This is a genomic window from Terrabacter sp. Ter38, assembly GCF_024519435.1.
GTDB lineage: Bacteria > Actinomycetota > Actinomycetes > Actinomycetales > Dermatophilaceae > Terrabacter.
This window is the reverse complement of record NZ_JALJRZ010000003.1, coordinates 448,381-474,037: the sequence shown is the minus strand read 5'-3', so window position 1 is coordinate 474,037 and position 25,657 is coordinate 448,381. Positions and strand designations below refer to the sequence as shown.

Annotated in this window: 23 protein-coding genes; 12 read left to right on the top strand and 11 right to left on the bottom strand. The window is 71.9% G+C overall.

Going from position 1 to position 25,657, the window contains the following annotated elements:
- Positions 1-8 precede the first annotated feature (8 nt).
- From NR112_RS09460 to NR112_RS09440, 5 genes are read left to right on the top strand one after another with little or no spacing between them, the layout of a single operon-like run.
- Entirely contained in the window at positions 9-890 is an 882-nt protein-coding gene (locus tag NR112_RS09460; protein ID WP_256793779.1) for a xanthine dehydrogenase family protein subunit M, read from the top strand.
- Entirely contained in the window at positions 887-1,429 is a 543-nt protein-coding gene (locus NR112_RS09455) for a (2Fe-2S)-binding protein (RefSeq protein WP_256793778.1), read from the top strand. The genes NR112_RS09460 and NR112_RS09455 overlap by 4 nt, the downstream gene beginning before the upstream one ends.
- Complete coding sequence (gene cutA, locus NR112_RS09450; protein WP_256793776.1) at positions 1,426-3,876, top strand: aerobic carbon-monoxide dehydrogenase large subunit; 2,451 nt, start codon at positions 1,426-1,428, stop codon at positions 3,874-3,876. The genes NR112_RS09455 and cutA overlap by 4 nt, the downstream gene beginning before the upstream one ends.
- Positions 3,873-4,529: a carbon monoxide dehydrogenase subunit G gene (locus NR112_RS09445; RefSeq protein ID WP_256793774.1), complete on the top strand. Its 657-nt coding sequence runs from the start codon at positions 3,873-3,875 to the stop codon at positions 4,527-4,529. Before cutA ends, NR112_RS09445 begins: the two co-directional genes overlap by 4 nt.
- A gap of 2 nt (positions 4,530-4,531) precedes the next feature.
- Entirely contained in the window at positions 4,532-5,455 is a 924-nt protein-coding gene (locus NR112_RS09440; protein ID WP_256793773.1) for a carbon-nitrogen hydrolase family protein, read from the top strand.
- 120 nt (positions 5,456-5,575) lie between these two features.
- Here NR112_RS09440 and NR112_RS09435 read toward each other — a convergent pair whose 3' ends face one another.
- The 4 genes from NR112_RS09435 to NR112_RS09420 all read right to left on the bottom strand — a co-directional run bounded on the left by NR112_RS09435 (position 5,576) and on the right by NR112_RS09420 (position 9,017).
- Complete coding sequence (locus tag NR112_RS09435) at positions 5,576-6,133, bottom strand: RDD family protein (protein WP_256793772.1); 558 nt, start codon at positions 6,131-6,133, stop codon at positions 5,576-5,578.
- Positions 6,134-6,146: 13 nt separating this feature from the next.
- Positions 6,147-7,166, bottom strand: a complete 1,020-nt coding sequence (locus NR112_RS09430) for a hypothetical protein (protein WP_256793771.1) — start codon at positions 7,164-7,166, stop codon at positions 6,147-6,149.
- Positions 7,167-7,359: 193 nt separating this feature from the next.
- A complete protein-coding gene (locus NR112_RS09425; protein ID WP_306217021.1) occupies positions 7,360-8,550 on the bottom strand; it encodes an RNA polymerase sigma factor in 1,191 nt (396 codons plus the stop codon).
- Positions 8,551-8,576: 26 nt separating this feature from the next.
- The gene (locus NR112_RS09420) at positions 8,577-9,017 is read right to left on the bottom strand and encodes a YciI family protein (protein ID WP_256793770.1); all 441 of its coding nucleotides are present in this window, start codon (positions 9,015-9,017) and stop codon (positions 8,577-8,579) included.
- Between the two features lie 186 nt (positions 9,018-9,203).
- Here NR112_RS09420 and NR112_RS09415 point away from each other — a divergent pair, with 186 nt between their 5' ends.
- From NR112_RS09415 to NR112_RS09405, 3 genes are read left to right on the top strand one after another with little or no spacing between them, the layout of a single operon-like run.
- Positions 9,204-11,375, top strand: coding sequence for a hydantoinase/oxoprolinase family protein (locus NR112_RS09415; protein ID WP_256793769.1), 2,172 nt, complete (start codon positions 9,204-9,206; stop codon positions 11,373-11,375).
- 1 nt (position 11,376) lies between these two features.
- Positions 11,377-13,407 carry a hydantoinase B/oxoprolinase family protein gene (locus tag NR112_RS09410; RefSeq protein WP_256793768.1) on the top strand — a complete coding sequence of 677 codons (2,031 nt, stop codon included), beginning with the start codon at positions 11,377-11,379 and terminating at the stop codon, positions 13,405-13,407.
- A gap of 2 nt (positions 13,408-13,409) precedes the next feature.
- Positions 13,410-14,246, top strand: coding sequence for an SDR family oxidoreductase (locus NR112_RS09405; RefSeq protein WP_256793767.1), 837 nt, complete (start codon positions 13,410-13,412; stop codon positions 14,244-14,246).
- A 21-nt stretch (positions 14,247-14,267) separates the two neighbouring features.
- Here NR112_RS09405 and NR112_RS22885 read toward each other — a convergent pair whose 3' ends face one another.
- On the bottom strand, positions 14,268-14,513 hold the full coding sequence (locus NR112_RS22885) for a hypothetical protein (protein WP_256793766.1): 246 nt from the start codon (positions 14,511-14,513) through the stop codon (positions 14,268-14,270).
- Positions 14,514-14,789: 276 nt separating this feature from the next.
- Here NR112_RS22885 and NR112_RS09395 point away from each other — a divergent pair, with 276 nt between their 5' ends.
- Positions 14,790-15,737 carry a carbamate kinase gene (locus NR112_RS09395; RefSeq protein ID WP_256793764.1) on the top strand — a complete coding sequence of 316 codons (948 nt, stop codon included), beginning with the start codon at positions 14,790-14,792 and terminating at the stop codon, positions 15,735-15,737.
- A 5-nt stretch (positions 15,738-15,742) separates the two neighbouring features.
- Entirely contained in the window at positions 15,743-16,879 is a 1,137-nt protein-coding gene (locus NR112_RS09390) for a ring-opening amidohydrolase (protein ID WP_256793762.1), read from the top strand.
- 158 nt (positions 16,880-17,037) lie between these two features.
- Here NR112_RS09390 and purH read toward each other — a convergent pair whose 3' ends face one another.
- Entirely contained in the window at positions 17,038-18,672 is a 1,635-nt protein-coding gene (gene purH, locus NR112_RS09385; RefSeq protein ID WP_256793759.1) for a bifunctional phosphoribosylaminoimidazolecarboxamide formyltransferase/IMP cyclohydrolase, read from the bottom strand.
- A 157-nt stretch (positions 18,673-18,829) separates the two neighbouring features.
- Positions 18,830-19,426 (bottom strand): phosphoribosylglycinamide formyltransferase, encoded by a 597-nt coding sequence (purN, locus tag NR112_RS09380; RefSeq protein WP_256793886.1) that lies wholly within the window; start codon positions 19,424-19,426, stop codon positions 18,830-18,832.
- Between the two features lie 113 nt (positions 19,427-19,539).
- Here purN and NR112_RS09375 point away from each other — a divergent pair, with 113 nt between their 5' ends.
- On the top strand, positions 19,540-19,932 hold the full coding sequence (locus NR112_RS09375) for a hypothetical protein (RefSeq protein ID WP_256793757.1): 393 nt from the start codon (positions 19,540-19,542) through the stop codon (positions 19,930-19,932).
- Between the two features lie 37 nt (positions 19,933-19,969).
- Here the strand turns inward: NR112_RS09375 and NR112_RS09370 are convergent, their stop codons facing one another.
- From NR112_RS09370 to NR112_RS09355, 4 genes are all read right to left on the bottom strand, one after another.
- Positions 19,970-21,334, bottom strand: coding sequence for a DUF6350 family protein (locus NR112_RS09370; RefSeq protein WP_256793756.1), 1,365 nt, complete (start codon positions 21,332-21,334; stop codon positions 19,970-19,972).
- A 234-nt stretch (positions 21,335-21,568) separates the two neighbouring features.
- Positions 21,569-22,462 carry a succinate--CoA ligase subunit alpha gene (gene sucD, locus NR112_RS09365; protein ID WP_256793755.1) on the bottom strand — a complete coding sequence of 298 codons (894 nt, stop codon included), beginning with the start codon at positions 22,460-22,462 and terminating at the stop codon, positions 21,569-21,571.
- 31 nt (positions 22,463-22,493) lie between these two features.
- Positions 22,494-23,672: an ADP-forming succinate--CoA ligase subunit beta gene (sucC, locus tag NR112_RS09360; RefSeq protein WP_256793754.1), complete on the bottom strand. Its 1,179-nt coding sequence runs from the start codon at positions 23,670-23,672 to the stop codon at positions 22,494-22,496.
- A 232-nt stretch (positions 23,673-23,904) separates the two neighbouring features.
- Positions 23,905-24,375 (bottom strand): cobalamin B12-binding domain-containing protein, encoded by a 471-nt coding sequence (locus tag NR112_RS09355; RefSeq protein ID WP_256793753.1) that lies wholly within the window; start codon positions 24,373-24,375, stop codon positions 23,905-23,907.
- Between the two features lie 79 nt (positions 24,376-24,454).
- On the opposite strand from NR112_RS09355, the gene NR112_RS09350 reads away from it, so the two are divergent.
- Positions 24,455-25,447, top strand: a complete 993-nt coding sequence (locus tag NR112_RS09350) for an alpha/beta fold hydrolase (protein WP_256793752.1) — start codon at positions 24,455-24,457, stop codon at positions 25,445-25,447.
- The last annotated feature ends 210 nt before the right edge of the window (positions 25,448-25,657 follow it).

Sequence of the window (25,657 nt, the reverse complement as noted above, 5' to 3'; positions counted from 1 at the left end):
TCAGTTCGGTGAAGCCCGCCCCCTTCGAGCACCACGCACCGCTCACCGTCGAGCAGGCCGTCTCCGTCCTCACCGAGGTCGGGCACGACGGCAAGGTCCTCGCGGGCGGCCAGAGTCTCATCCCGATCCTCAACATGCGCCTGGCCTCGCCGGCGCACCTCGTCGACATCAACCGCGTCGCCGGCCTCGACACCGTCGAGGTGACACCCGAGGCCGTACGCGTCGGTGCCCTCGTGCGCCACGCCGGTCTCGAGCGCTCCGCGGAGGCGTATGCCGCCCTCCCCCTCCTGCGCCAGGCGCTCGTCAACGTCGCCCACCCGGCCATCCGCAACCGCGGCACGACGGTCGGCTCCATCGCCCACGCCGACGCGGCCGGTGAGATGCCTGCGATCCTGGCCCTGACCGACGGAGTCGTCGAGGTGGCAGGTCCGTCCGGGTCGCGCGAGGTCGCGTGGTCCGACTTCTTCCTCGGCGCCCTCGAGACGTCGCTCGCGGCCGAGGAGCTCGCCGTCGCGGTGCGTTTCGGCCGCTTCCCGGCCGGGACCGGCACGGCCTTCACCGAGGCGGCCCGCCGGCACGGCGACTACGCCATGGCCGGCGTCGGGGTGGCCCTGACGGTCGCCGACGGCGTCGTCTCCGGCGCTCGCGCCTCCTTCGTCTCCGTCACCGACGTGCCCTCGGTCCTCGACCTCGGGCCGGCCCTCGACGGGGTCGAGCCGGGCTCGGGCGAGTGGGACGCTGCGCTCGACACCGTTGCCGAGGCGGTGCGCGGGCACGTCGAGCCCGAGGGCGACATCCACGCGAGCGCCGACTACCGCCGCATGCTCGTCACCGAGCTGACCCGACGGGTCCTCCCCCAGGCCGCCGACCGTGCAGGAGCCATCGCATGACCGACACGACCCCCGCCACCGAGACCCTCCACGACGTGACCGTCTCCGTGAACGGCGTACGCCACTCCGCCGCCGTGCCCGCCCGACGCCTGCTCTCGGACTTCCTGCGCCACGACCTCGAGCTGACCGGCACCCACGTCGGCTGCGAGCACGGGGTGTGTGGCGCCTGCACGGTCCTCGTCGACGGGCAGCCGATGCGCTCGTGCCTCATGTTCGCCGTCACGGCGCAGGACCACGCGATCACCACCGTCGAGGGGCTCTGCTCGGCGCCCGACGCCCGCACCGCCCCGACCGGCGAGTCGATGAACCCGGTCCAGCAGGCCTTCGCCGAGTGCCACGGGCTCCAGTGCGGCTTCTGCACCCCGGGCTTCCTCACGACCGTCACGGCCTATCTCGAGGAGAACCCCTCACCGACGAGCGAGGAGGCGCGCGAGGCGATCTCGGGCAACCTCTGCCGCTGCACCGGCTACCAGAACATCGTCAAGAGCGTCCTGCGCGCCGCCGAGATCAAGGCCGAGCGGGCGGAGGAGCGCGCGTGACGACCCAGATGTTCGGCGCGCCGATCAGGCGCAAGGAGGACCCCCGTCTCGTCACGGGCGGCGGCCGCTACCTCGACGACCTCGGGCACGACGCCCTCGCCGCGGCGTTCGTCCGCAGCCCGCACGCCCACGCCCGCATCGTCGACATCGACGCCTCCGAGGCCACCGAGGTCGAGGGCGTCGTCGGCATCTACGTCCACGAGGACCTCCCGGGCCGGGTCGGTGAGCCGCTGCCCCTGCTCATCCCGCACCCGACGCTGACCCACGGCCGCACCGGCTACGCCCTGGCCAAGGACGAGGTCAACCACGTCGGCGAGCCGATCGTCATGGTCGTCGCGACCGACCGCTACGTCGCCGAGGACGCCTGCCAGCGCATCCGCGTCACCTACGACCAGCTGCCCGTCGTCGTCGGCATCGAGGCCGCCCGCTCCGGCGAGCTGCTCGTGCACGACGACGTGCCCGACAACGTCGCGGCCCACATGCTGCAGGAGGTGGGCGACGTCGAGGCCGCCATGGCCGCGGCGCCGCACACCCTGACCCTCGACCTCGACATCGAGCGCAGCGCCTGCATGCCGATGGAGGGCAAGGGCGTCTACGCCCGCTGGGACCGTGACCGCGGCGAGCTGCGGATGTACTCCTCGACCCAGACCTCGACCGGCGTGCGTGCCGCTGTCGCGGCCAAGCTCGACCTGCCGCTCGCGAAGGTCGAGTGCATCGCCCCCGACGTGGGCGGCGGCTTCGGCGTCAAGATCGTGCACCCGTGGCCCGAGGAGGTCCTCGTCCCGTGGGCCGCGATCCTCCTCGGCCGCCCGGTCAAGTGGGCCGAGGACCGGCGCGAGCACTTCATCAGCGCGGCGCACGAGCGCGGCCAGCTCCAGCAGGTCACCGTCGGCTTCGACGACGACGGCCACCTGCTCGCGCTCGACGTCAAGCTCTGGCACGACAACGGCGCCTACACCCCCTACGGCATCATCGTCCCGATCATCACCTCGACCCAGCTGCTCGGCCCCTACAAGCCCGGGACCTACCGCTGCGAGTTCTGGTCGCTCTACACGAACACCGTTCTCGTGACGCCCTATCGGGGCGCCGGCCGCCCACAGGGCTGCTTCGCGATGGAGCGCACGATGGATGCCATCGCCGACGAGCTCGGTCTCGACCGGGCCGAGGTGCGGTCGCGCAACTTCATCCTCCCGACCGAGATGCCGTGGGACCACGGCCTGCTCTTCCAGGACGGCCGCCCGCTCAAGTACGACTCGGGCGACTTCCCGGCGAGCCTCGCCAAGCTCAAGGACCTCGTCGGCTGGGACGACTTCGCCGACTACCGGCGCCAGGCCGAGTCCGAGGGACGCAAGGTCGGGCTCGGGATCGGCTGCTACGTCGAGGGCACCGGCGTCGGCCCCTACGAGGGGGGTCACATCCAGATCGAGACGAGCGGTCGGGTCAACGTCTCGACGGGCCTGACGTCACAGGGCCAGGGCCACGAGACCGTCTTCGCCCAGATCGTCGCCCAGGAGCTCGGCGTCCGGATGGAGGACGTCTTCGTCACCACGGGCGACACCCGCAAGATGGCGTATGCCGTGGGCACCTTCGCGTCGCGCGCCGCGGTCATGAGCGGCAGCGCCATCGCCCTCGCCGCCCGCAACGTGCGGGCCAAGGCGCTGCGCATCGCCGCCGACGCCCTCGAGGTGTCGCCCGAGGACCTCGAGATCGTCGAGGGCACGGTGCGGGTCAAGGGCGCTCCGGCGACGTCGATGACCCTCGGCACCGTGTCGGTGCTCTCCAACCCGCTCCGCTACGCGTTCGACGAGGCGGCCAAGGCCGCGACCCAGTTCGCCGGCACCTTCGACCCCGACAAGCCCCCGGTGGCCGAGGACGAGGAGCCGGGCCTCGAGGGCAAGGACTTCTACTCCCCCACCCAGGCGACCTTCGCCAACGGCATGCACGCGGCGATCGTCGAGACCGACCCCGTCACGGCCGAGATCCGCATCCTGCGCTACTGCGTCATCCACGACTGCGGCACGATGATCAACCCGATGATCGTCGAGGGCCAGGTCCACGGCGGCGTCGCGCAGGGCGTGGGCGGCGCACTCTACGAGCGAATGGCCTACGACGAGTCGGGCCAGCTGCTCAACGCGAGCTTCATGGACTTCCTCATGCCCTACGCGTCCGAGGTGCCCACCATCGAGGCCGACCACCTCGAGACCCCGTCGCCGCTGAACCCCTTGGGCATCAAGGGCGCCGGCGAGGCGGGCTGCATCCCCGTGTCGGCCGTCATCGCGTCGGCCATCGAGGACGCCGAGGGCTTCCCGATCACCCGGATGCCGATCTCGCCCTACGACCTCTGGGAGCTGCGCCGCCGCCACGCGGACGGCGAGATCCCGTCCCTGCACCGCACGAGCAGAACGACCAGCACGCCGAGCCCGTCATCGAAGGAGCCGACCGCATGAAGATCACCGGATCCGCCACCCTCGCGGCCGACCCGCAGCAGGTGTGGGACGCCTTCCACGACCCGGCCGTGCTCGCGCGCTGCCTGCCGGGCTGCGAGCGCCTCACCGAGCTCGGCCCCGACCACTACGCCATGACCGTGACGGCAGGTGTCGCCGCCATCAAGGGCACCTACGACGGCGAGGTGTCGCTGCGCGACCCGCAGCACCCCGGTTCCTTCACGATGAAGGCCTCGGGCGCGGGAGCCCCGGGCACCGTCGACGCCGACGTCGTCGTGCGGCTCGCCCCGTCGAGCGCCGGAGGCACCGACCTGACCTACGACGCGGACGCATCCGTGGGCGGCGTCATCGGCGGTGTCGGCCAGCGCATGCTCGCCGGCGTCACGAAGAAGATGGCGGGACAGTTCTTCTCGGCCGTCGACGCCGACATCTCGGGCGTCCGTGCGGCCACCCCGAGCGCCCCCGCAGCCCTCGCCCCGACCGCGGCACCCGGCATAGCTGCTGGTTCTGCTGCGCCCGGCACGGTGTCGTATGCCGGTCGGTCGGCTCCCACGGGGTCGTTCGCCGGGCGCGAGTACGCCCTCGGCGTCGTCACCGGCGGGGCCGTCGCGCTCGTCGGTGTCCTCGTCGGCTGGGCGATCGGTCGGAGGAGCTGACGATGCGCGCCTTCACCGCCGCGGCCGTCCAGGTCGCCCCCGTCCCGGCCCCCCTCAGCGCCGAGACCATCCGAGCCAACCTCGACACGTGCGTCGACATGACGCGGCAGTGTGTCGCCGCCACCGGGGCCGAGCTCGTCGTGCTGCCCGAGACCGCGACGACGGGCTTCACCCCCGGCTGCTCCAAGGAGGAGCTCTGGGACCTCGTCACCGAGCTGCCCGGACCCATGGTCGAGCCGATCCGCGCCGTGGCCCGTGAGCTCGGCGTGCACGTCTGCGTCGGCACCTACGAGCGCGGGCCCGAGCGCGGGGTCGTCTACAACTCCTCGGTGCTCGTCGGCCCGGCGGGTGACGTGCTCGGGACCTACCGCAAGACGCACCCGTTCTGCTCCGAGATCGTCAGCGGCGGCGGCTGGGTCACCCCGGGCGACACCGTGACGGTGTGCGACACCGAGCTCGGCCGCATCGGCATGATCATCTGTTTCGACGGCGACTACCCCGAGCTCTCGCGGATCCAGGCGGTCCAGGGCGCCGAGGTCATCTGCCGGCCGTCGGCCCTGCTGCGCTCCGCCGACATCTGGGACCTCACGTCGCGCGCGCGTGCCTACGACAACCACGTCTACGTCATCGGGGCCAACGCCGTCGGTGCCGACCCCGCGGGCGTGCTCTACTTCGGCAACTCGCACATCGTGACGCCGATCGGGCACATCGTCGCCAAGGCGGCGACGCACCCGGGCTGGGTCTCGGCGCGGCTCGACCCCGCCGACGCGCTCGCGTCGCTGACCCCGGGGTCCAACGTCGGGCAGGCCTTCGACCACCTGCGCGACCGCAACCTCGACCTCATCCGCAACCACCGGGCCGAGCTCGAGGGGCCGGCCGAGACGTCGTTCCCGCACGCCCCGATCCACCGCGGCGACGCCGGCTGACGCGTGGCCGCAGCCGACCGACGACCGTTGGTCAGGACCACCTCGCCGAGTCGGCGTGTCGTCCCGCGTGTCGCCACGCACGGACCACCAACGGTCGTCCGTCGGCGGGGGCGCCGTCGCTCAGTCGTCCTGGGGCAGCACGATCGCCCGCGGCGTCGACGTCGGCTCGTCGCCGCGACCGCCCTTCGACGTCCAGTCGTAGACGACGGACGTGCGCAGCAGCACGTCGGGCAGCGACCGGTTCTCGCGGCTGACGACGACCCAGAAGAGGACGACCGGGAACATGACGCACGCGGCGGCACGCAGGAACGCCCGCGTGAGACCGATCGTGCCCCCGCCGTCGTCGACGACCCGGAGGCCGAGCAGGCGGTTGCCGAAGGTGCGGCCCGTCGTGGCCCACGCCACCGTGAGGTATGCCGTGAGCAGCCCGAGCACGAGCAGGAGCAGTCGCAGGCCGCCCGGGTCGGGAAAGCGGAAGGACTGCGGACCGAGCAGGAAGATCGTCCCCGCCCACGCGGCATACATGAGGGCGACGCCGAGGAGCGCGACGACGAGGTCGACGGCTCCGGCGGCCACCCGGGTGACGATGCCGGCGCGGTGCCCCTGGACCGAACGCGCCGGGCCGGGCAGGACGATCCGCGAGACCGGGTCACGTCCGGGTCGCGACGGTGACGTCATGACGTCGCGCCGTTCATCCGGCGGTCCCGGGGAGCACGGGACGCGTGGCGACCTCGGCGGCGGGGAGGGCCGGACCCGGCGTCCGCGGCCGGCGCCGGAGCATCCGGTCGACGACGTGCGCGACGCGCTCGTCGGCCCCGACGCCCTGCCAACGGACCTCGCGCATCCCCTCTGAGGCCATGGCCCCGGACGAGCTCTGGATGATGCCGGGGAGGTCGATCTCCTCGACGACGTACTCGGCGAGGCCGATGAGGTCGAGTCTGCCCACGACGGCGTCGAGGTCCAGCCGCTGCGCGACGGCGTTGACGTCGACCCGGTCCAGGATCGCGTCGAGGTCGATGCGGGCGGCAATGGCGTCGATGTCGACCCGGCTGACGATCGCATCGATGTCCACACCCGAGACGGCCCGGTCGAGGTCCACCCGGGCGACGATCCCGTCGATGTCGAGCCGCTCGATGACCGCCCCGATGTCGACCCTGGACACGGCCCGGTCGAGGTCCACCCGGGCGACGATCCCGTCGATGTCGAGCCGCTCGACGATGGCGTCGACGTCGACCCGCGAGACGATCGCGTCGATGTCGACCCGGGCGACGATCGCGTCGATGTCGACCCGGGCGACGGCGCGGTCGAGGTCCACCGTGCTCACGACCGCATCGAGGTCGACGTGGTCGACGACGATGTCGGTGAGGTCCACGACGTCGAGGACGGCCTCGACGACGACGGCGGCCACCCGTTGGGCCGTCACCTCGACGCGTCGACCGAGCTCACCCCGTCGCGAGTGCCCACGACGGAGCAGCTCCTGGGACCAGTCCGCGCGTCGAAGCCGGGATCCCAGGCCGGTCACGGCCGTCCTCAGCGGAGCGGTCACGACCGCCGTGACCAGCGTCGGTGGCCGGATCCGCTCGACGACGCGGCCGGCGGTCTCGACCCCTACCGCGGCCAGCCCGAGCACGACCTCGGCGAGGTCCGAGGCCGTCAGCGGCTCGAAGCGCGTGACGGTCTCGTCCGTCCCGGCTGCCGTGGTCTCGTCCATGCCTCGTCCTCACGCCTCGGTGCGCCGTGACCCGCGCGGCCGGCGCCGCTGACTCGTTCCGTGTCCAGCATGCGTCCGCGCGCCCGGCCGGGACATCACCCCCGACGAGTGAAGGCCGCCGCCCCGGTCCCAGCCCCGGTCCCAGCCACGGTCCCAGCCCCGGTCCCCGGCCCCGGTCCCCGGCCCGGGTGGCTCAGGGCCGGGGCGAGCGCAGTCGAGCGGCCCGGGCGGCGAGATGCCGACGCTCCGCCTCGTTCGTCGCGGTCGCCGCCGCGCGGTCGAGCAGGTCGGCAGCCGGGGCCGTGTCGCCCGCCATCTCGAGCAGCTGCCCGCGCACCGCGAGCCAGCGGTGCGTCGTGCCGAGCCGGTCCTCGACCTCGTCGACGACCTCGAGGGCGGCCTCCGGGCCCTGGGCCATGGCCACCGCCACGGCCCGGTTGAGCGTGACCACCGGGTTGCCGGTGACCTGCTCGAGCAGCCCGTAGAGCGAGAGGATCTCGTCCCAGTCGGTGTCCGCGGCCGTGGGCGCCCGGTCGTGGACCGCGGCGATGGCGGCCTGGAGCTGGTAGTCCCCCACGGCGCCGAGCGCCAGGGCCCGGCCGAGCAGGTCGAGACCCTCGGCCACGAGCGAGACGTCCCACCTCGAGCGGTCCTGGTCGGGCAACGGCACGAGCGCCCCCGAGGCGTCACTGCGCGACGGAGTGCGGGCCTCGAGCAGCAGCATGAGCGACAGCAGGCCGAGGGCCTCGGGGTGGTCGGGTGAGCCGTCGATGAGCATCCGGGTCAGGCGGATCGCCTCGCGGGACAGCGAGGTGCGCTGCACCCTGTCACCGTGCGTGCTCGCATAGCCCTCGTTGAAGACGAGGTAGAGGACGTGGAGCACGGAGCGGGCACGCTCCTCGCGGTCGGCGCCGGACGGCATACGTAAGCCTGCGCCGGAGGCGCGGATCGTCGCCTTGGCGCGGCTGATCCGCTGCGCCATCGTCGACTCCGGCACGAGGAAGGCCCGGGCGATCTCCGCGGTCGTCAGGCCGCCGACGGCGCGCAGCGTCAGCGCGATCGCCGAGGCCGGGGTCAACGACGGGTGGCAGCAGAGGAAGAGGACCGTGAGGCTGTCGTCGTGGTCGACGGGGTCGCGCGCCGGGACCTCCCAGGCGATGACGCGCGCCTCGCGCTCGCGCCGGGCCGCGTCACTGCGCCACAGGTCGACGAGCCGCCGCGAGGCGGTCGTCACGAGCCACGCCCGCGGCTCGTCGGGAAGCCCGTCGACGGGCCAGCGCCGGGCTGCCGCGATCAGGGCCTCCTGGACAGCGTCCTCGGCTGAGTCGAAGTCGCCGAACCGGCGACTGACGATGCCGACGACCTGCGGCGCGAGCGTGCGCAGCAGGTCGTCGACTCCGGGTGCCGAGGTCAGCGGGTGCCACCCGCGGTACGCAGGAAGGCGTCCATCTCGTCGGTGTTCGCGGGCGCCTGCTCCATGACCTGGCGCACGTGGATCGGCTGCCGGGTGGGCACGCCGCCCCGACCCGGCACCGCGGACATGAGCGACGCGATCTCGAGGGCGCGCTCCTGCGAGTCGACCTCGACGACCTGGAAGCCGGCGAGCCACTCCTTGAACTCCTGGAACGGTCCGTCGGTGACGACCGGCGCGGCACCGTCGGACCGGACGATCTTGGCGAGGTCGGGGCCCGTGAGGATCGTCGAGGAGACGAGCTCGCCGTTGGCCTCGAGCTCGCCGACGAGCCTCTCGTAGTAGTCGAGGTGGGCCTGGACCTCCTCCGGGGTCCAGTCGGACATCGGGGCCGGGTCGTCGCCGGCCTGGAAGTCCACGCCGATGAGGTACTTCGCCATGTCTCACTCGCTCCTTCGTCGCGTCGTGCCAGCGTGGCACGCTCACCCGGGGGACGGAGCGGACGGCTCGCCCTCGACATCGACACGGCCCCCTCGTCGGTTCTGGCGAGGGTTGGCGCGGAAACGGTCAGGTGTTGGCAGCATGTGCCAACGCCCGGGAGGCGTCCCACCGGTTGAATCCTCACCATGACAGCAGGCACCTCCGCACGCCGCCGGATCCGCATCGGCATCGACACCGGTGGCACGTTCACCGACGTCGTCGCGCTCGACGAGGACACGGGCGAGCTCGTCACGACGAAGACGCCCTCGACACCGAGCAACCCCGCCGACGGCTTCCTCGCCGGCGTCCGCAAGGTCCTCGACCTCATGGACGCGAGCGGTGACGACATCAGCGCCGTCTCGCACGGCACGACCGTCGCGACGAACAAGCTCCTCGAGGGCAAGGTCGAGGCGCTCGGCTTCATCACGACGGAGGGCTACGAGTTCATCCTCGAGATCGCCCGCCAGGCCGTCCCCGACGGCTACGGCAACTCCTACTTCTGGGTCAAGCCCGCCCGCATCGTGCCGGCCGACTACGTCAAGACGGTCGGGGGCCGGTTCGACTTCGAGGGCAACGAGATCCGCCCCTTCGACGAGGAACGTGCCGTCACGGTCGCCCGCTGGTTCAAGGACCGCGGCATCACGACGATCGGCGTGTGCTTCCTGCACTCCTACGCCGATGACAGCCACGAGCTCGCGATGCGTGAGGTGCTCCGTCGCGAGCACCCGGACGCCGTCGTCTCGATCAGCTCGGAGGTGCTGCGCGAGTACCGCGAGTACGAGCGGTCGATGACGACCCTCGTCGACGCCGCGGTCAAGCCCAACGTGTCCCGCTACGTCGCGAACATCCACCACCGGCTCGACGAGTTCGTCGGCAGCACCGCGAAGCTGCCCTTCTACATCATGAAGTCCAACGGCGGCGTGCTCTCGGCCGACGAGGTCGTGCACCAGCCGATCACGACGGTCCTCTCGGGTCCGGCCGCCGGGGCGCTCGGTGCCGGTCTCATCGCCGGTCGCGCCGGCTTCGACCAGGTCCTCACGTGCGACGGCGGCGGCACGTCGACCGACGTGTCCGTCGTCCTCGCGGGTGAGCCGACCCTGACGACCGAGGGCACCGTGGGTGCCTACCCGAGCAAGATCCCGATGATCGACGTCGTCACCGTCGGGGCGGGCGGCGGCTCCATCGCCTGGATCTCCCCCGAGGGCTCGCTCAAGGTGGGCCCGCAGTCCGCGGGCGCCGACCCCGGCCCCCTCTGCTACGCCAAGGGCGGCACCGAGCCGACGATCACCGACGCCCACGTGACGCTCGGACGCATCCCCCCGCACCTGCTCGGCGGCGAGATCCCCCTCGACGTCGAGGCGGCCCGCGCGGGCGTCGCCGCGCTCGCGGACCGTCTCGGGCTCGACTTCGAGCGCTGCGCGACCGGGATCCTCGAGATCTCCGCGTGGAACCAGGCCAACGCGCTGCGCCAGGTGTCGGTCAAGCGCGGCCTCGATGTCCGCGACTTCATGCTCGCGACCTTCGGTGGCTCGGGATCGCTGCTCGCCTGCCGTCTCGTCGACATCCTCGGCCTCGCCGGCGTCGTCGTCCCGCAGAACCCCGGCAACGTCTCCGCCTTCGGCCTGCTCACCGTCGACGTCAAGAACGACTACGTCCAGACGTCCGTCGCGCGCCACCACGCGCTCGACCACGCCGCCGTGCAGAAGACGTTCGACGACCTCACCGCGAAGGCCGCGAGCGCCCTCGACGGCGAGGGCTTCGCGCGCGAGAGCCACCGGTACACGCGCACCGTCGACCTGCGCTACTTCGGCCAGGCCTACGAGGTCCGCGTCGCTGCGCCCGCGGGAGACGTCGACGAGGCGTATGCCGCGGGCGTCGCCTCGCGCTTCCACGACGAGCACCGCGCGCTCTACGGCTACGACTTCCGGGGCGACCCGACCCAGCAGGTCGAGTGGGTCAACCTCCGCGTCACGGGTGTCGGCCCCATCACCCGCCCGGAGCTGCGTGACCTCGCCCCGTCGGAGGGCGCGGCCGACGTCCGCGAGCGGGCCCACCGCAGCGTCCGCCCCGTGTGCTTCGACGCCGACGCCGGCTACGTCGACACGGACGTCTGGTGGCGACCCGACCTGCTCGCGGGCGACACGGTGGAGGGCCCTGCGGTCATCGAGGAGTTCGGGTCGACGGTCCCGGTGCACCCCGGCTTCGTCGTCCGTGTCGACACGCTCGGCAACCTCGTCATCACCCGGTCCACCGCCGCGGCGGCGAGCACCCCGACGACCACCCCGACGACCGCCACGACGACCACCCCGGAGGCCTGACATGTGTTTCTCCTGCCAGACCGCGGCCACCCGTCTCGCCCCCGTCGACGCCGCCACGGGGTCGCAGCACCCTGACGCCTCGGTCACCCACGACGGGCCGGTGCCGAACCCTGCGGGGCTCCCCACGGCATACGAGCACGGCAACCGGCTGACGGCCGAGGGCACGACGGTCGACCCGATCCTCGTCGAGATCGTCGAGGGCACGCTCGCGAGCGTCGAGACGGAGGTCGAGACGGCCATCGCGCGCACGTCGCGCTCCCCCATGATCCGCGACGCGCACGACTTCCGCGCCGGCATCCACGACCGCCAGCTGCGCAAGCTGACGGGTCGCTCGTACAGCGCGCTCGTGCACCCGATCGCCCGCGACTTCCCGCTCGCCGAGATGGCCGAGGGCGACGTCTTCTTCCACAACGACGTCTACGAGTCCGAGGGCGGCATCGGCCACCTGCCCGACCTCTGCGTCACCGTGCCGGTCTTCTCCGGCGGCGAGGTCGTCGCGTTCGTCCAGGCGTTCGGTCACCACGACGACATCGGTGGCGCGGTCCCCGGGTCGATGCCGAGCAACGCGCAGACGGTCTTCGAGGAGGGCCTCTCGGTCCCGCCGATCAAGCTGTGGGACAAGGGAGTTCCCAACCAGGCGGCGCTGCGCATCATGACACGCAACAGCCGCATGCCCGACAGCCTCGCCGCGGACCTCGACGCCGAGTGCTCGGCCTGCCTCATGGGCGCCCGGCGCCTCGGCGAGCTCTTCGAGCGCTACGGCCGCGACACGATCGAGGCGGCCTTCGACGCGATCCTCGACAAGACGACGGAGACCTACCGCCGCGAGATCCTCAGCAAGATCCCCGACGGCACGTACGTCTGGGAGGACTACGCCGAGCACGACGGCGTCGACGAGCCGAAGCTGCACACCCAGCGGATCACCTTGACCAAGCAGTCGACCGGCGGCCCCGGCCCCGGCGACGGCGGTCCCAAGCTCGTCATCGACTTCACCGGCACCGCGCCGCAGGCCAAGGGCCCGATCAACCACTGCGGCGACTACGTCGGCGGAAACTTCCTCAAGAAGTGGCTCGCGCCCGTCCTGCGCAACCTCGCCGACACCCCCGAGCGGATGGCCGAGCTCGACGTCAACGAGGGCATCGTGCCGCTCATCGAGATGAAGTTCCCCGAGAAGGGCACGCTCCTCACGCCGATCTACCCCGCGCCGACGAACGCCCGCACCTTCGTCATCCTGCGCCTGCTCGGCGTCCTCGCCGGCGTCGTCGCCAAGGCCGTCGACGGCAAGATGCCGGCCGACCAGGAGACGATCCGCTACACCGGCGTCTACGGCAAGGACCGCGACGGCAACGACTACCTCATGCGCGAGGTGCTCGGCGGCGGCTCCGGCGGGCGCTACTACGCCGACGGCGAGGACACGATCCACGTCGTCCCCGACAGCCGCAACCTGCCGACCGAGTTCACCGAGAGCCGCTTCCCGTTCATCGTCGAGCGCCTCGGTCTGGCCGTCGACTCGGGAGGCGCCGGGCGGCACCGCGGCGGCCTCGGCTACGAGAAGCACATCCGGATGCTCAAGGACGCCCACTTCATGTCGATCGCCGACCGGTCGATCCTCGCCTGCTGGGGCGTCAAGGGCGGCAAGGCCGGTCGTCCCTTCGAGGTCACCGTCGACGTGGGCGGTCCGGAGGAGCGCACCGTCGACGCCCTCGCCGACGCCGAGGTCGTCAAGGCCGGCCAGGTCATCCGCATCCGCACCACGGGTGGCGGCGGCTGGGGCGACCCGCTCGACCGGCCCTATGACGAGGTCGAGCGCGACCTGCGCTGGGGCAAGGTCTCCTTCGACGGCGCCCGCCGCGACTACGGCGTCGTCGCCGCCGGCGACCTCGACGAACCCGTCATCGACACCGCCGCGTCGGACGCGTTGCGTGAGCAGCTGCGCGGCGACCGCGCGGACGAGCAGCCCTTCTTCGACCGGGGCCCCGGCTACGCGACGCTCGCCGCAGGACAGACTGCGGCGGATGTCGACTGGGTCTGAGCGTGACGACGGTCCTCGTGATCGGCGCGGCCGGCAAGACCGGCCGCGCCGTCACGCGCTCCCTCACGTCACACGGCGTCACCGTGCGCGCTGCCGTGCGATCGCCGGCGCGCGCCGGGACAGCGTATGCCGCTGGGGCCCGGTCGATCTCGGTCGTTGACCTCGAGACCGGGCTCGGGCTCGACGACGCCGTCGACGGGGTCGACGGGGTCTACCACCTCGCACCCAACGTCCACCCCGACGAGGTCGCCATCGCCGACCGCGTGGCCCGTGCTGCAGTGCGGGCCGGCGTGACCCGCTTCGCCTTCCACTCGGTGCTGCATCCGCACGACCCGTCGATGCCGCACCATCTGCGCAAGGCGGAAGCCGAGCAGGTCGTGCGCACCCATCTGCCGGGAGCCACGGTGCTGCGCCCGGCGGCATACCACCAGAACCTCCGCGACGCGGCCCACGCCGGCCGGCTCCCGGTCCCCTACTCGCTCGACGCCCCGTTCACGGACGTCGACCTCGACGACGTGGCCGAGGTCGCGGCGACGGTGCTGACCCGACCGGGCCACGAGGGCGTGACCTTCGACCTCGCCGGACCCGAGGTGCTGTCGGTCCGCGACCAGGCCGCCATCGCGGCGGACGTGCTCGGACATCCCGTCCTGGCCGTCCGCGTCGACCTCGCGCAGTGGGTGGCCGGACCAGGCGCCCCGCTCACCGCCCAGGCGCGAGACGACCTGCTGGCGATGTTCGCGTCCTACGACCGCGGTGGTCTCGTGGGCGAGGCCGCTCCCCTTCGTCGGCTGCTCGGCCGCGAGCCGCGCTCGTGGGCCGACGTCCTCACGCGCGCTTGACCGTCGTGGACCGTCCGCGGCTCAGTCGATGTCGCGTTCCTCGATCGTCTGTCGCACGGTGCTCGTCGGGGTCGTCGCGCCGCTGGGGCGCTCCTCACGCGTGATGATGCGCTTGCGCCGGGTCCCCTTGCTCCCGTGCCAGATGAGCGCGGCGCCCGCGATCATGAGGATGACGCCGACGACGGGCAGGCTGATGACGGACGTGTTGGCCCGCACCGCGAAGGTCAGGATGGCCCCCACGACGGCGAGCAGTACTCCGACTCCCACGGTCCCCCACCTCTCGGCTCGGTCGGGGCGCCCCGGACGGCGCCCCCTCGGACATTATCTTCCTCGTACCCGGCCGGCCGGTATGCCGTGCGTGATCCGTGCCGCCCACCGCCGCCGGCTCGGCACGCTCGCGCGCGGCACGCTCGCGCACGGCACCCGACGGCATACATCTGCCAATGTGGGGGCCCGCGTTGGGCAGGAGGTGACAACGCGCCTGCTCGGCCGCGCTCCCTAGGCTCACGCCATGACGACCGCCCCGACAAGCAAGGACGCGCCGTGAGGGTGCTCGTGGCGCTGGGTGGCAACGCCATGACCGGGCCCGACGGCAGCGCGACACCCCAGGCCCAGCGCGAGGCCATCGCCACCGCGAGCCACCACCTCGCCGAGCTCGTCGCCGCCGATCACGAGGTCGTCATCACCCACGGCAACGGGCCCCAGGTCGGCAACCTCCTCGTCAAGAACGAGCTCGCCGCGAGCGTCGTGCCGCCGGTCCCGCTCGACTGGTGCGGCGCGCAGACGCAGGGGACCATCGGCTTCACGCTGCTCGACACCCTCGAGGCCGCCTTCGCCGCCCGCGGCATCGAGCGCCGCCTGGCCGCCATCATCACGCGCACCCTCGTCGACGCCGACGACCCGGGTTTCACGCACCCGACGAAGCCGATCGGACGCTTCCTCCCCCGCGACCAGGCGCAGACCCTCATCGACCACGGCGAGCGCTGGGAGGACCGCGGCGAGAAGGGCTGGCGTCGCGTCGTCGCCTCGCCCGAGCCCGTCGAGGTCCTCGAGACGCACACGCTCCACACGCTCCTCGCCGCCGGTTACGTCGTCGTCACCGCCGGGGGCGGTGGCATCCCCGTTGTCCGCGCCGACGACGGCAGCGTCCACGGCGTCGAGGCCGTCATCGACAAGGACCTCACCGCGGCGCTGCTCGCGCGCGCCGTCGACGCCGACGTCCTCGTGATCGCCACCGACGTCGCGCACGCGGTCGCCGGCTGGGGCACCCCCGAGGCCCACGACATCGGGCGCGTCACGCTCGAGCAGATGGAGGCGTATGCCGCCGCCGGCCACTTCGCGTCCGGCTCGATGGGCCCCAAGGTCGAGGCCGCCCTGCGCTTCGTCCGGTCGGGCGGGTCGCGATCGATCATCACGGCCCTCGACCAGCTCGCCACCGCCGTCGACGGCCACGTCGGCACCGTCATCGAAAACCCTGAAAGAGAAAGGTGATTCACGTGCCCGAAGCCATTGAGGTGCGCAAGGTCCCCATCCACTCGGTCGCCGACGCGTCGGAGCTCGCGAAGCTCATCGACGACGGTGTCATGGAGGCGAGCCGCGTCATCGCCATCATCGGCAAGACCGAGGGCAACGGCGGCGTCAACGACTACACGCGCATCATCGCCGACCGCGCCTTCCGCGAAGTCCTCGTCGAGAAGGGCGCCCCGGCCGACCAGGTCAAGCAGGTCCCGATCGTGTGGTCCGGCGGCACGGACGGCATCATCAGTCCGCACGCGACGATCTTCGCCACCGTCCCGGCCGAGAAGGCCGAGCAGTCCGACGAGCCCCGGCTGACCGTCGGCTTCGCGATGAGCGAGCCGATCAAACCCGAGGAGATCGGCTACGTCGCGATGGTCCAGAAGGTCGCCGACGCCGTGAAGGTCGCCATGGAGCGCGCCGGCATCACGGACCCGGCGGACGTCCACTACGTCCAGACCAAGACACCGCTGCTGACGATCCACACGATCCGTGACGCGAAGTCCCGCGGGCACGAGGTCTGGACCGAGCACACGCACGAGTCGATGGACCTCTCGAACGGCACGACCGGCCTCGGCATCGCCGTCGCCCTCGGTGAGATCGAGATGCCGACCGACGCCGACATCATGCACGACCGGTCGCTCTTCTCGTCGGTCGCCTCCTGCAGCTCGGGCGTCGAGCTCGACCAGGCGCAGGTCGTCGTCGTCGGCAACACCAAGGGCATCGGCGGCCGCTACCGCATCGGCCATTCGGTCATGCAGGACGCGCTCGACGCCGACGGCGTCTGGGGTGCGATCAAGGACGCCGGCCTCGACCTGCCGGAGCGCCCGCACACCAGCGACCTCCAGGGCCGGCTCGTCAACGTCTTCCTCAAGTGCGAGGTGAGCCAGGACGGCACCGTGCACGGTCGACGCAACGCGATGCTCGACGACTCCGACGTGCACTGGCACCGCCAGATCAAGTCGGCGGTCGGCGGCGTCACCGCCTCGGTGACGGGTGACCCCGCCGTCTTCGTGTCCGTGTCGGCGGCGCACCAGGGCCCCGACGGAGGCGGTCCGGTTGCCGCGATCGTCGACCTCGGCGAGGGGGAGCCCACCGGCTACCGCTGGACCCGCTGACCCGCAGCACCTCATCCGTCGAGAGGCCACGACCGGCCGCTCCTCAACCGTCGAGAGGCCACGACCGGCCGCTCCTCAACCGTCGAGAGGCCAGTTCTCATCCTGAGAACTGGCCTCTCGACGTGCACGAGGCGGCAGCAGGTGGCCTCTCGACGGTGTCAGTGGGCGAAGTGGCGGGTGCCCGTGAAGTACATCGTCACGCCGGCGGCCTTCGCGGCCTCGATGATCTCCTCGTCGCGGATCGAGCCGCCGGGGGCCACGACCGCGCGGACGCCGGCGTCGAGCAGGATCTGCAGCCCGTCGGCGAACGGGAAGAACGCATCGGACGCGGCGACGGAGCCGCGGGCCCGCTCCTCCCCCGCGCGTCGCACGGCGAGGTAGCACGAGTCGACACGGTTGACCTGGCCCATTCCGACACCGACCGCGGCGCCGTCCTTGGCGAGCAGGATCGCGTTGGACTTCACGGCGCGGATCGCGCGCCAGGCGAACTGGAGGTCGGCGACCGTGGCATCGTCCGCAGCCTCGCCGGCGACGAGCCGCCAGTTCGCGGCGTCGTCGCCACCGGTCACCGCGTCACCCTCACCGCGCACGACGGCGTCGACCTTGTCGACGGTCTGCACGAGCAAACCGCCACTGATGGCGCGCGTCTCGATCGGGTCGGCCGCCGCGGCCATGCCGGCGGGCAGGCGCAGGACCCGGAGGTTCTTCTTGGCCGTGAGGATCTCGAGGGCTTCGGGCTCGTAGTCGGGCGCGATGATCACCTCGGTGAAGACTGGCTTCGCAGCAGCCGCCATCGCAGCGGTGACGGTGCGGTTCGCCGCGATGATGCCGCCGTAGGCGCTCACCGGGTCGGTCGCGTGGGCCCGTTCGTAGGCTTCCTCGATGCTGTCCCCGATGGCGATGCCGCACGGGTTGGCGTGCTTGATGATGGCGACGGTCGGCTGGTCCCCGTGGTCGTGCGCGGCACGCACGGCGGCGTCGGTGTCGACGTAGTTGTTGTACGACATCTCCTTGCCGTGCAGCTGCTCCGCACTCGCGACACCGGGTCGCCAGTGGCGGTAGAGCGCGGCGCTCTGGTGCGGGTTCTCGCCGTAGCGCAGGGCGGCCGCACGGTCGAAGGTCGCGCCCGTCCACGCCGGGAAGCCGGTGCCGTCGCTCGTGTCGGCGACGACGTTGCCCATCCAGTTCGCGACGGCGTTGTCGTAGCTCGCGGTGTGGACGAACGCCTCGGCGGCGAGGCGACGGCGCTCGGCCAGCGTGAAGCCGCCTGCGCCCAGCGCCTCCGTGACGTGGGCGTATGCCGCCGGGCTCGTCACGATGGCGACGCTGGCGTGGTTCTTGGCCGAGGCGCGCACCATCGACGGTCCGCCGATGTCGATCTGCTCGACGCACTCGTCCTCGCTCGCGCCCGACGCGACGGTCTCCCGGAACGGGTAGAGGTTGACGACGACGAGGTCGAAGGCCTCGACGCCGAGGTCGGCGAGCTGCTGCATGTGGTCCTCGTTGCGCGTGTCGGCGAGGATCCCGGCGTGCACCTTCGGGTGCAGCGTCTTGACTCGGCCGTCGAGGCACTCGGGGAAGCCCGTCAGCTCCTCGACCTGCGTCACGGGCACCCCCGCGGCGGCGATCGTCTTGGCCGTCGAACCGGTCGAGACGATGGCGACCCCGGCGGCGTCGAGCGCCCGGGCCAGCTCGTCGAGGCCGGACTTGTCGTAGACGGAGACGAGGGCCCGCTTGATCGGGCGGCGGCCGTCGGTGTCGGTGGACGTCGCAGCGGACGGGGCAGCAGTCATGGGGCGCACTCCTGGTTCGGTGACATCGGTCGCGGCGCGTCCGGTCGGTCGGACCGGACGGCGTCCGTTCTCGCGAGGCACCCAGGCGGTCGATGCTCCCGACGTCACTCCCCGGTGGTGTCCCACCCGCGCCAGTCGTGTGCGACCAGCGTAGCGGTCAGGGCCGCCCGATCCGAACTCGTCGCCCGTCGACGGCGAAGCCCTCACGGGCCAGTCGGCTCACGACGTCGACGAGCAGGTCACGCTCCTGGACCTTGATCCGCTCGTGCAGGCTCTCCTCGGTGTCGTCGTCCTCGACCACCACGACCCGCTGCTCGATGATCGGACCGGTGTCGACGCCGGCATCGACGACGTGGCACGTCGTGCCGGTCACCTTGACGCCGTAGGCGAGGGCGTCGCGCACGCCGTGCGCGCCGGGGAAGCTCGGCAGCAGGGCCGGGTGGGTGTTGACGACGGGCTGCCCGCCGAGGGTCGCCGGCCCGAGGATCCGCATGAAGCCCGCCGTGACCACGAAACGCGGTCCGGCCACGGCGACCTGCTCCGCGAGCGCGACGTCCCAGGCGGCCCGGTCCTCGAAGTCGGTGGGCCGCACGACGAACGTCGGTATGCCGGCTCGCTCGGCCCGCTCGAGCCCCGGGCACGGGCGGTCGGCTCCCACCGCGGCGATCCGCACGCCGTAGTCCGGGTCGGACGAGGCGTCGACGAGGGCCTGGAGCAGGGTGCCGGAGCCCGACACGAGGACGACGACGGGCACCGCGCCGTCGGTCGTCACGGACGTGCTGGCGAGGGCGTCGGTCGTCACGCGCCGGAGTGTAGCGCTGCGGCCCGATGCGGGTTCGGGCTCATCCATGGGCGAGGATGGACCGCATGACCGAGCCGCTGCAGGAGCAGGAGATCGCGTTCGCCCGGGAGAAGGCGAAGCGCACGCTGCCCGTCGCGCTCCTCGTGCTGCTCGGCCTCGTGGCGATGTACCTCCCGCTGCCGAAGCGCTTCGTCGCCGTCCTGCCGCTCGTGCTCGCGATCGTCCTCACCGTGCGCCTGCTGCGCTTCCTGTCGACGCGCGGCGGCAAGGAGAAGATCTGGCCCGTCGTGACCCTCGTCATCTCCGGCATGCTGCTGTCGTCGCTGGCGCTCCAGATCGCCTTCTACGACTCGGTCCAGGCCTACGAGGAGTGCGTCGCCGGGGCGCAGACGAGCATCGCCGAGGGCGAGTGCGCGCCACTGAAGGACGCCGGGATGATCGGCCTCGTCGTCCGCTGAGAGCCGCCGCGACCGTCCCCCCGTCAGTCCCCCGTCGTCAGTCCTCGTCAGTCCTCATCGGGACTGAGGTCTCCGCTTCCGCACCGGCCTCCGGCGCGACTCCCGACTCGCGCTCGCGCTGCTCGGCGCGACGGTCGCGGAGCACGAGCACGCCGGTGAAGAGCAGCGCGCCACCGACGACCTCCGCCGTCAGGGCGGCCGCGAACGACCAGAGGTGCGCCCCCACGGCCGAGAGCCGCTCGACACCGACCGCACCGTTGCCGAGGGCCGTCAGTGCGACGACGACGGCGACCGCGACGAGCGCCGCGACCGCTGTGGCAGACAGCCGGGCCCGCACGTTGCCGAAGAACTCGAGCTCGGCATCGACCCGACGACCGAGCCACGCGCCGACGAGCACCGGAGCGAGCACGACGGCATACATCGTCGCCGGGTAGTCGCTGGCCTGCGGCAGGGCGCCGAGGACGGGCACGAGGGGCAGCAGCCCGGGCTGGGCCGCGCCGGCGGAGATCGTCGAGCCGAGGGCGACCTGGAAGCCCGGACCCGCGAGGAACGAGAGTGCCCACGTGGCCGCGTTGCCGAGGAGGGCGACCTGGGCGAGCGCGATGATGGCGACCGCGCCGAGGTTGGCACCGTACTGGTCCTGGATGTCGGCGATGGTCGACCACGACAGGACGAGCCTCACCACGACGACGACGAACCCCAGGGCGAGCAGCACGCCCGCCCCGCGCCAGCCGGTGCGCCACACCGTCGGCAGCCACGTCGGGCCGCGCCGGAACCACGTGCGCACGAAGGCCGGAGCGGTCTCGTCGTCGGGCCGGAGCATGACGAAGCCGAGCGCCGCGAGCGGCACGAGCAGGGACCCCACGACGGCGGCGACACCGGGCGTCGCCGGCCCCCCGAGGGTGAAGAGCGCGAAGACGGCCGACACGAGGCCGTACCCGATGACGAAGCCCGGCACGACGCCCCACTGCGCGACGCGGCTCCAGTCAGCCGCACCGACCCGCAGCCGCTCCGTCGCCGCGAGGCGACGGGCGAAGCGGTAGGCGATGAGGACGAAGACGAGCAGGAGCAGCAGCGGCGTCATGGAGATCGCCACGCTGCCGGCGCCGACGGACTGTCCGTGGCCGAGGAACCACACGGCGCTGGCGACCGAGACCGCCGAGAACCACCCGACCGAGCTCTCGGGCGCGGCCACCCAGCCGATGAGCGCGGGCAGGACGACGACCGACCACGTGCCCACGGCGGCGAGGGCCCCGGCACGTAGGGCGGCCGGCATCGCCGTCGAGGGGCTGGTCGACGAGGTCGCCGACGTGGTCGTCGACGTCGTGGTCGTGCTCGGCGGGGCCAGTGGTCTCACTCCTGCGCTGCGGGGGCTTGCGGACTCGTGCGTGGTCGCTCCCATGGTCACAAGATCCCCGCCACGGAGCGAGCGCCCACGCCGATGGAAGCCGAGAGCGCCGACGCGAGGCACCGCGGCGTGGCCCCGGACAGGACGCATCGCGTATGCCGTCCCGCTGGCCACGCGCCCGGTCGCCGGGTCGACGAGGGCCGGCCACACGGCATACGCCCTCGGGAGACAGCAGAGCGGGCGGCCACCCGGAGGTGACCGCCCGCTCGGAAAGGCTGCTGACGCAGGCTACTTCGCGAGGTCCTTCATGATCTCGCGCATGAGGTCGGCCGTCTCGGACGGCGTCTTGCCGACCCTGACACCCGCGGCCTCGAGGGCCTCCTTCTTCGCCTGCGCCGTGCCCGAGGAGCCGGAGACGATGGCGCCGGCGTGGCCCATCGTCTTGCCCTCCGGGGCGGTGAAGCCGGCGACGTAGCCGACCACGGGCTTCGTGACGTGCTCCTTGATGTAGGCGGCCGCGCGCTCCTCCGCGTCGCCACCGATCTCGCCGATCATGACGATCGCGTCGGTGTCGGGGTCGTTCTGGAACGCCTCGAGGCAGTCGATGTGCGTCGTGCCGATGATCGGGTCGCCACCGATGCCGACGGCCGAGCTGAAGCCGAAGTCACGCAGCTCGTACATCATCTGGTAGGTCAGCGTGCCCGACTTCGAGACGAGGCCGATGCGGCCGGTGCCCGAGATGTCGGCCGGGATGATGCCGGCGTTGCTGACGCCCGGGGTGATGAGGCCGGGGCAGTTCGGGCCGACGATGCGCGTCGTGCCCTTGTCCTTGGCGTAGTTGTAGAACTCCGCGGTGTCCTTGACCGCGACGCCCTCGGTGATGACGACGGCGAGGGGGATCTCGGCGTCGATCGCCTCGACGGCCGCGGCCTTCGTGAACTGCGCGGGCACGAAGATCACGGACACGTTGGCGCCGGTGGCCTCGATGGCCTCCTTGACCGTGCCGTAGACGGGGACGGAGACGCCGCCCTCGAAGTCGACCGTGGTGCCGGCCTTGCGGGGGTTGACGCCGCCGACGATGTCGGTGCCCGACTTGAGCATGCGCTGGGTGTGCTTCATGCCCTCGGAGCCGGTCATGCCCTGGACGATGACCTTGGAGTCAGCGTTGAGGAAGATTGCCATGGTTGATCGTTCTCTCTCTCGGACTCTGGGGTCAGGCCTGCGAGGCCAGCTCGGCGGCACGGCGCGCGGCGCCGTCCATCGTCGGCTCGATCGTCACGAGCGGGTGGTTGCGCTCCTGGAGGATGCGGCGGCCCTCCTCGACGTTGTTGCCGTCGAGGCGCACGACGAGCGGCTTGGTCGCCTCGTCGCCGAGCTTGTCGAGCGCGCCGACGATGCCGTTGGCCACCGCGTCACACGAGGTGATGCCGCCGAACACGTTGACGAAGACGCTCTTGACCTGCTCGTCACCGAGGATGATGTGCAGGCCGTTGGCCATGACCTCGGCGCTGGCGCCGCCACCGATGTCGAGGAAGTTGGCCGGCTTCTGGACGCCGAACTCCTCGCCGGCGTACGCGACGACGTCGAGCGTGCTCATGACGAGGCCGGCGCCGTTGCCGATGATGCCGACGGAGCCGTCGAGCTTGACGTAGTTGAGGCCCTTCTCCTTGGCCGCCGCCTCGAGCGGGTCGGCCGCGGCCTTGTCCTCGAGCGCCGCGTGGTCCGCGTGGCGGAAGTCGGCGTTCAGGTCGAGGCTGACCTTGCCGTCGAGGGCGACGATGTCGCCGTCCTCGGTCTTGACGAGCGGGTTGACCTCGACGAGCGTCGCGTCCTCCTCGCGGTAGACGGTCCACAGCTTCTGGATGACGTCGGCGATGGCGGCCTTGTCGCCCTCGTCGAAGCCGGCGGCGTCGACGATCTCCTGCGCCTTGGCGGCGTCGATGCCCGTGTTGGGGTCGACGGCGACGCGGGCGAGGGCCTCGGGGCGCTCCACGGCGAGCTGCTCGATCTCCATGCCGCCCTCCTTGGAGCACATGGCGAGGTAGGTGCGGTTGGCACGGTCGAGCAGGATCGAGAAGTAGTACTCCTCGGCGATGCGGGCGCCCTGGGCGATCATCACGGTGCCCACGGTGTGGCCCTTGATGTCCATCCCGAGGATGGCCTCGGCGGCGGCCTGGGCCTCGTCGGGGCTCTTCGTGACCTTGACGCCACCGGCCTTGCCGCGGCCGCCGGTCTTGACCTGCGCCTTGACGACGGTGACACCGCCCGACTTCGGTCCGATCTGCTCAGCGGCCGCTCGGGCCTGCTCAGGGGTGGTGGCGATGGCGCCGGCCAGCACGGGCACCCCGTGCTTCTCGAACATGTCGCGGGCTTGGTACTCGAAGAGATCCACGGGTGGGGTCCGTCCTCGTCGTCGATTCGAATCGTCGTCGATCGCGTCGCTGCGGCGTCCCGGGGCCCACGTGCTCACGCTCTCGCGCTCGGACGGGCCCTGCGCCGAGGCGCAACCGAATCAGGCTGTCCCTCGGACTCTAGTGGCTGCGACCTGCGGCGACCCCATCGGGTGCGCCGGACCGGACGAAGATCACACCGACGTCTCCCCTTGCGTCTCCCCTTGCGTCGCGTCAGGCGGCGTGGACGTGCTCGCGGACCCAGCCGACGATCTCCATCGTCGTCGCGCCCGGAGTGAACACCTTGGCCACGCCGAGCTTCTCGAGCTCGGCGATGTCGTCCTCCGGGATGATCCCGCCACCGAAGACGACGATGTCGCTCGCGTCGCGCTCGGCGAGGAGCTCGACGACGCGGGCGAAGAGGGTCATGTGGGCGCCCGAGAGGACGGAGAGCCCGACGACGTCGGCGTCCTCCTGGATCGCCGCCTCGACGATCTGCTCGGGCGTCTGGTGCAGGCCGGTGTAGATGACCTCCATGCCGGCGTCGCGCAGCGCCCGGGCCACGACCTTGGCGCCCCGGTCGTGGCCGTCCAGACCCGGCTTGGCCACGACGACGCGGATGACGTCGGTCGACGCCGCACCCGCTCCGGTCGCGGTCTCGTCGTCGGTCACGGCAACGGCGTCGGCGCCCAGGGACTCGCTCATGCCGGGCACTCTAGCCAGCCCCGCGAGACGCGACGCGCAATAGTGATGCATCGCCCACCGGTCAGGGTACGTTCGGCAGGTGGCAGTGGCAGCACGGGCGGCGACGACGCCGCGACCGGCCGACACCCCGAAGGGTGGCGCAGCGTGCCCTCGGGGCTTCGTGGCGACCGTCGGGGAGCTGGCCGGTGCGCTCCTGACCCCCACCGGGATCGCGGGCGCGGCCCTCGAGGCGACGTGGATGGGGCTGCACCTCGGGCTCTACCCGCTCGGGCTGCTCGGCTCGCGCGCCAGCGACCGCCGCCAGGGCTACCGCCTCGGTCACCTGCCACCGAGCCAGCGGGGACTCGCGATCCAGAACGTCGAGGCGGCCGAGACCCCGATCCTGCTCGTGCACGGCATGGTCGACAACCGCTCGATCTTCACCGTCCTGCGGCGCGGCCTCGTGCGCCGCGGCTTCGGGCGCATCGAGACGATCAACTACTCGATCTTCACCGGCGACGTCCGCGCTGCTGCGGCCGCCCTCGGCGCCGAGGTCGAGCGCATCGTCGAGGAGACCGGCTACGAGCGGATCCACGTCATCGGCCACTCGATGGGCGGCCTCATCGCCCGCTACTACGTGACCCGGCTCGGCGGCGACCAGCACGTGCACACGCTCGTCACGCTCGGCACCCCGCACCAGGGCAGCTACCTCGCCTACACGTGGAACAACGGGCTGACCCGTCAGCTGCGCCCCGGCAGTGCCCTCATGGACGAGCTCGCCGCCCCGGTCAAGGAGTGCCAGACCCGGTTCCTCGTCTACTGGTCCGACCTCGACCAGGTCGTCGTGCCCCAGCGCAATGCCGCCCTCCACCACGACGACCTCACGGTGCACAACGTCGCCCTGCACGGCGTCGGCCACATGAGCCTGCCGATCACGAGCAGCGTCGTGCACGGGATCTCCACGGCCCTCGCCCACCTCGACACCTCGGGGGCGACCGTCACCCCCGGGGTCAGCTCACTGGGGAGCCGGCGCACCAGCACGTCGACGACCCGTCGGGGTGGCACCTCGGGTCGCGTCGCGCCCTCGCGCTGAACCGGCCGACGCACTGTCGCGCGAGGCTGCGAATTCGCGCAGATCCTCCTGTGGACATCCCGCTCCAGGGCCTCGGCATGCCCTAGTGTCGTGCGGAGTCGCGACCCTCCACCGCGACGCGGGGACGTCCAGAGACGTGGCGTGATTTTGGATCACGAAATGGTCACGTTAGGCTGATGTCTCGCAATCTGTGACCGATAGGTATCGCTT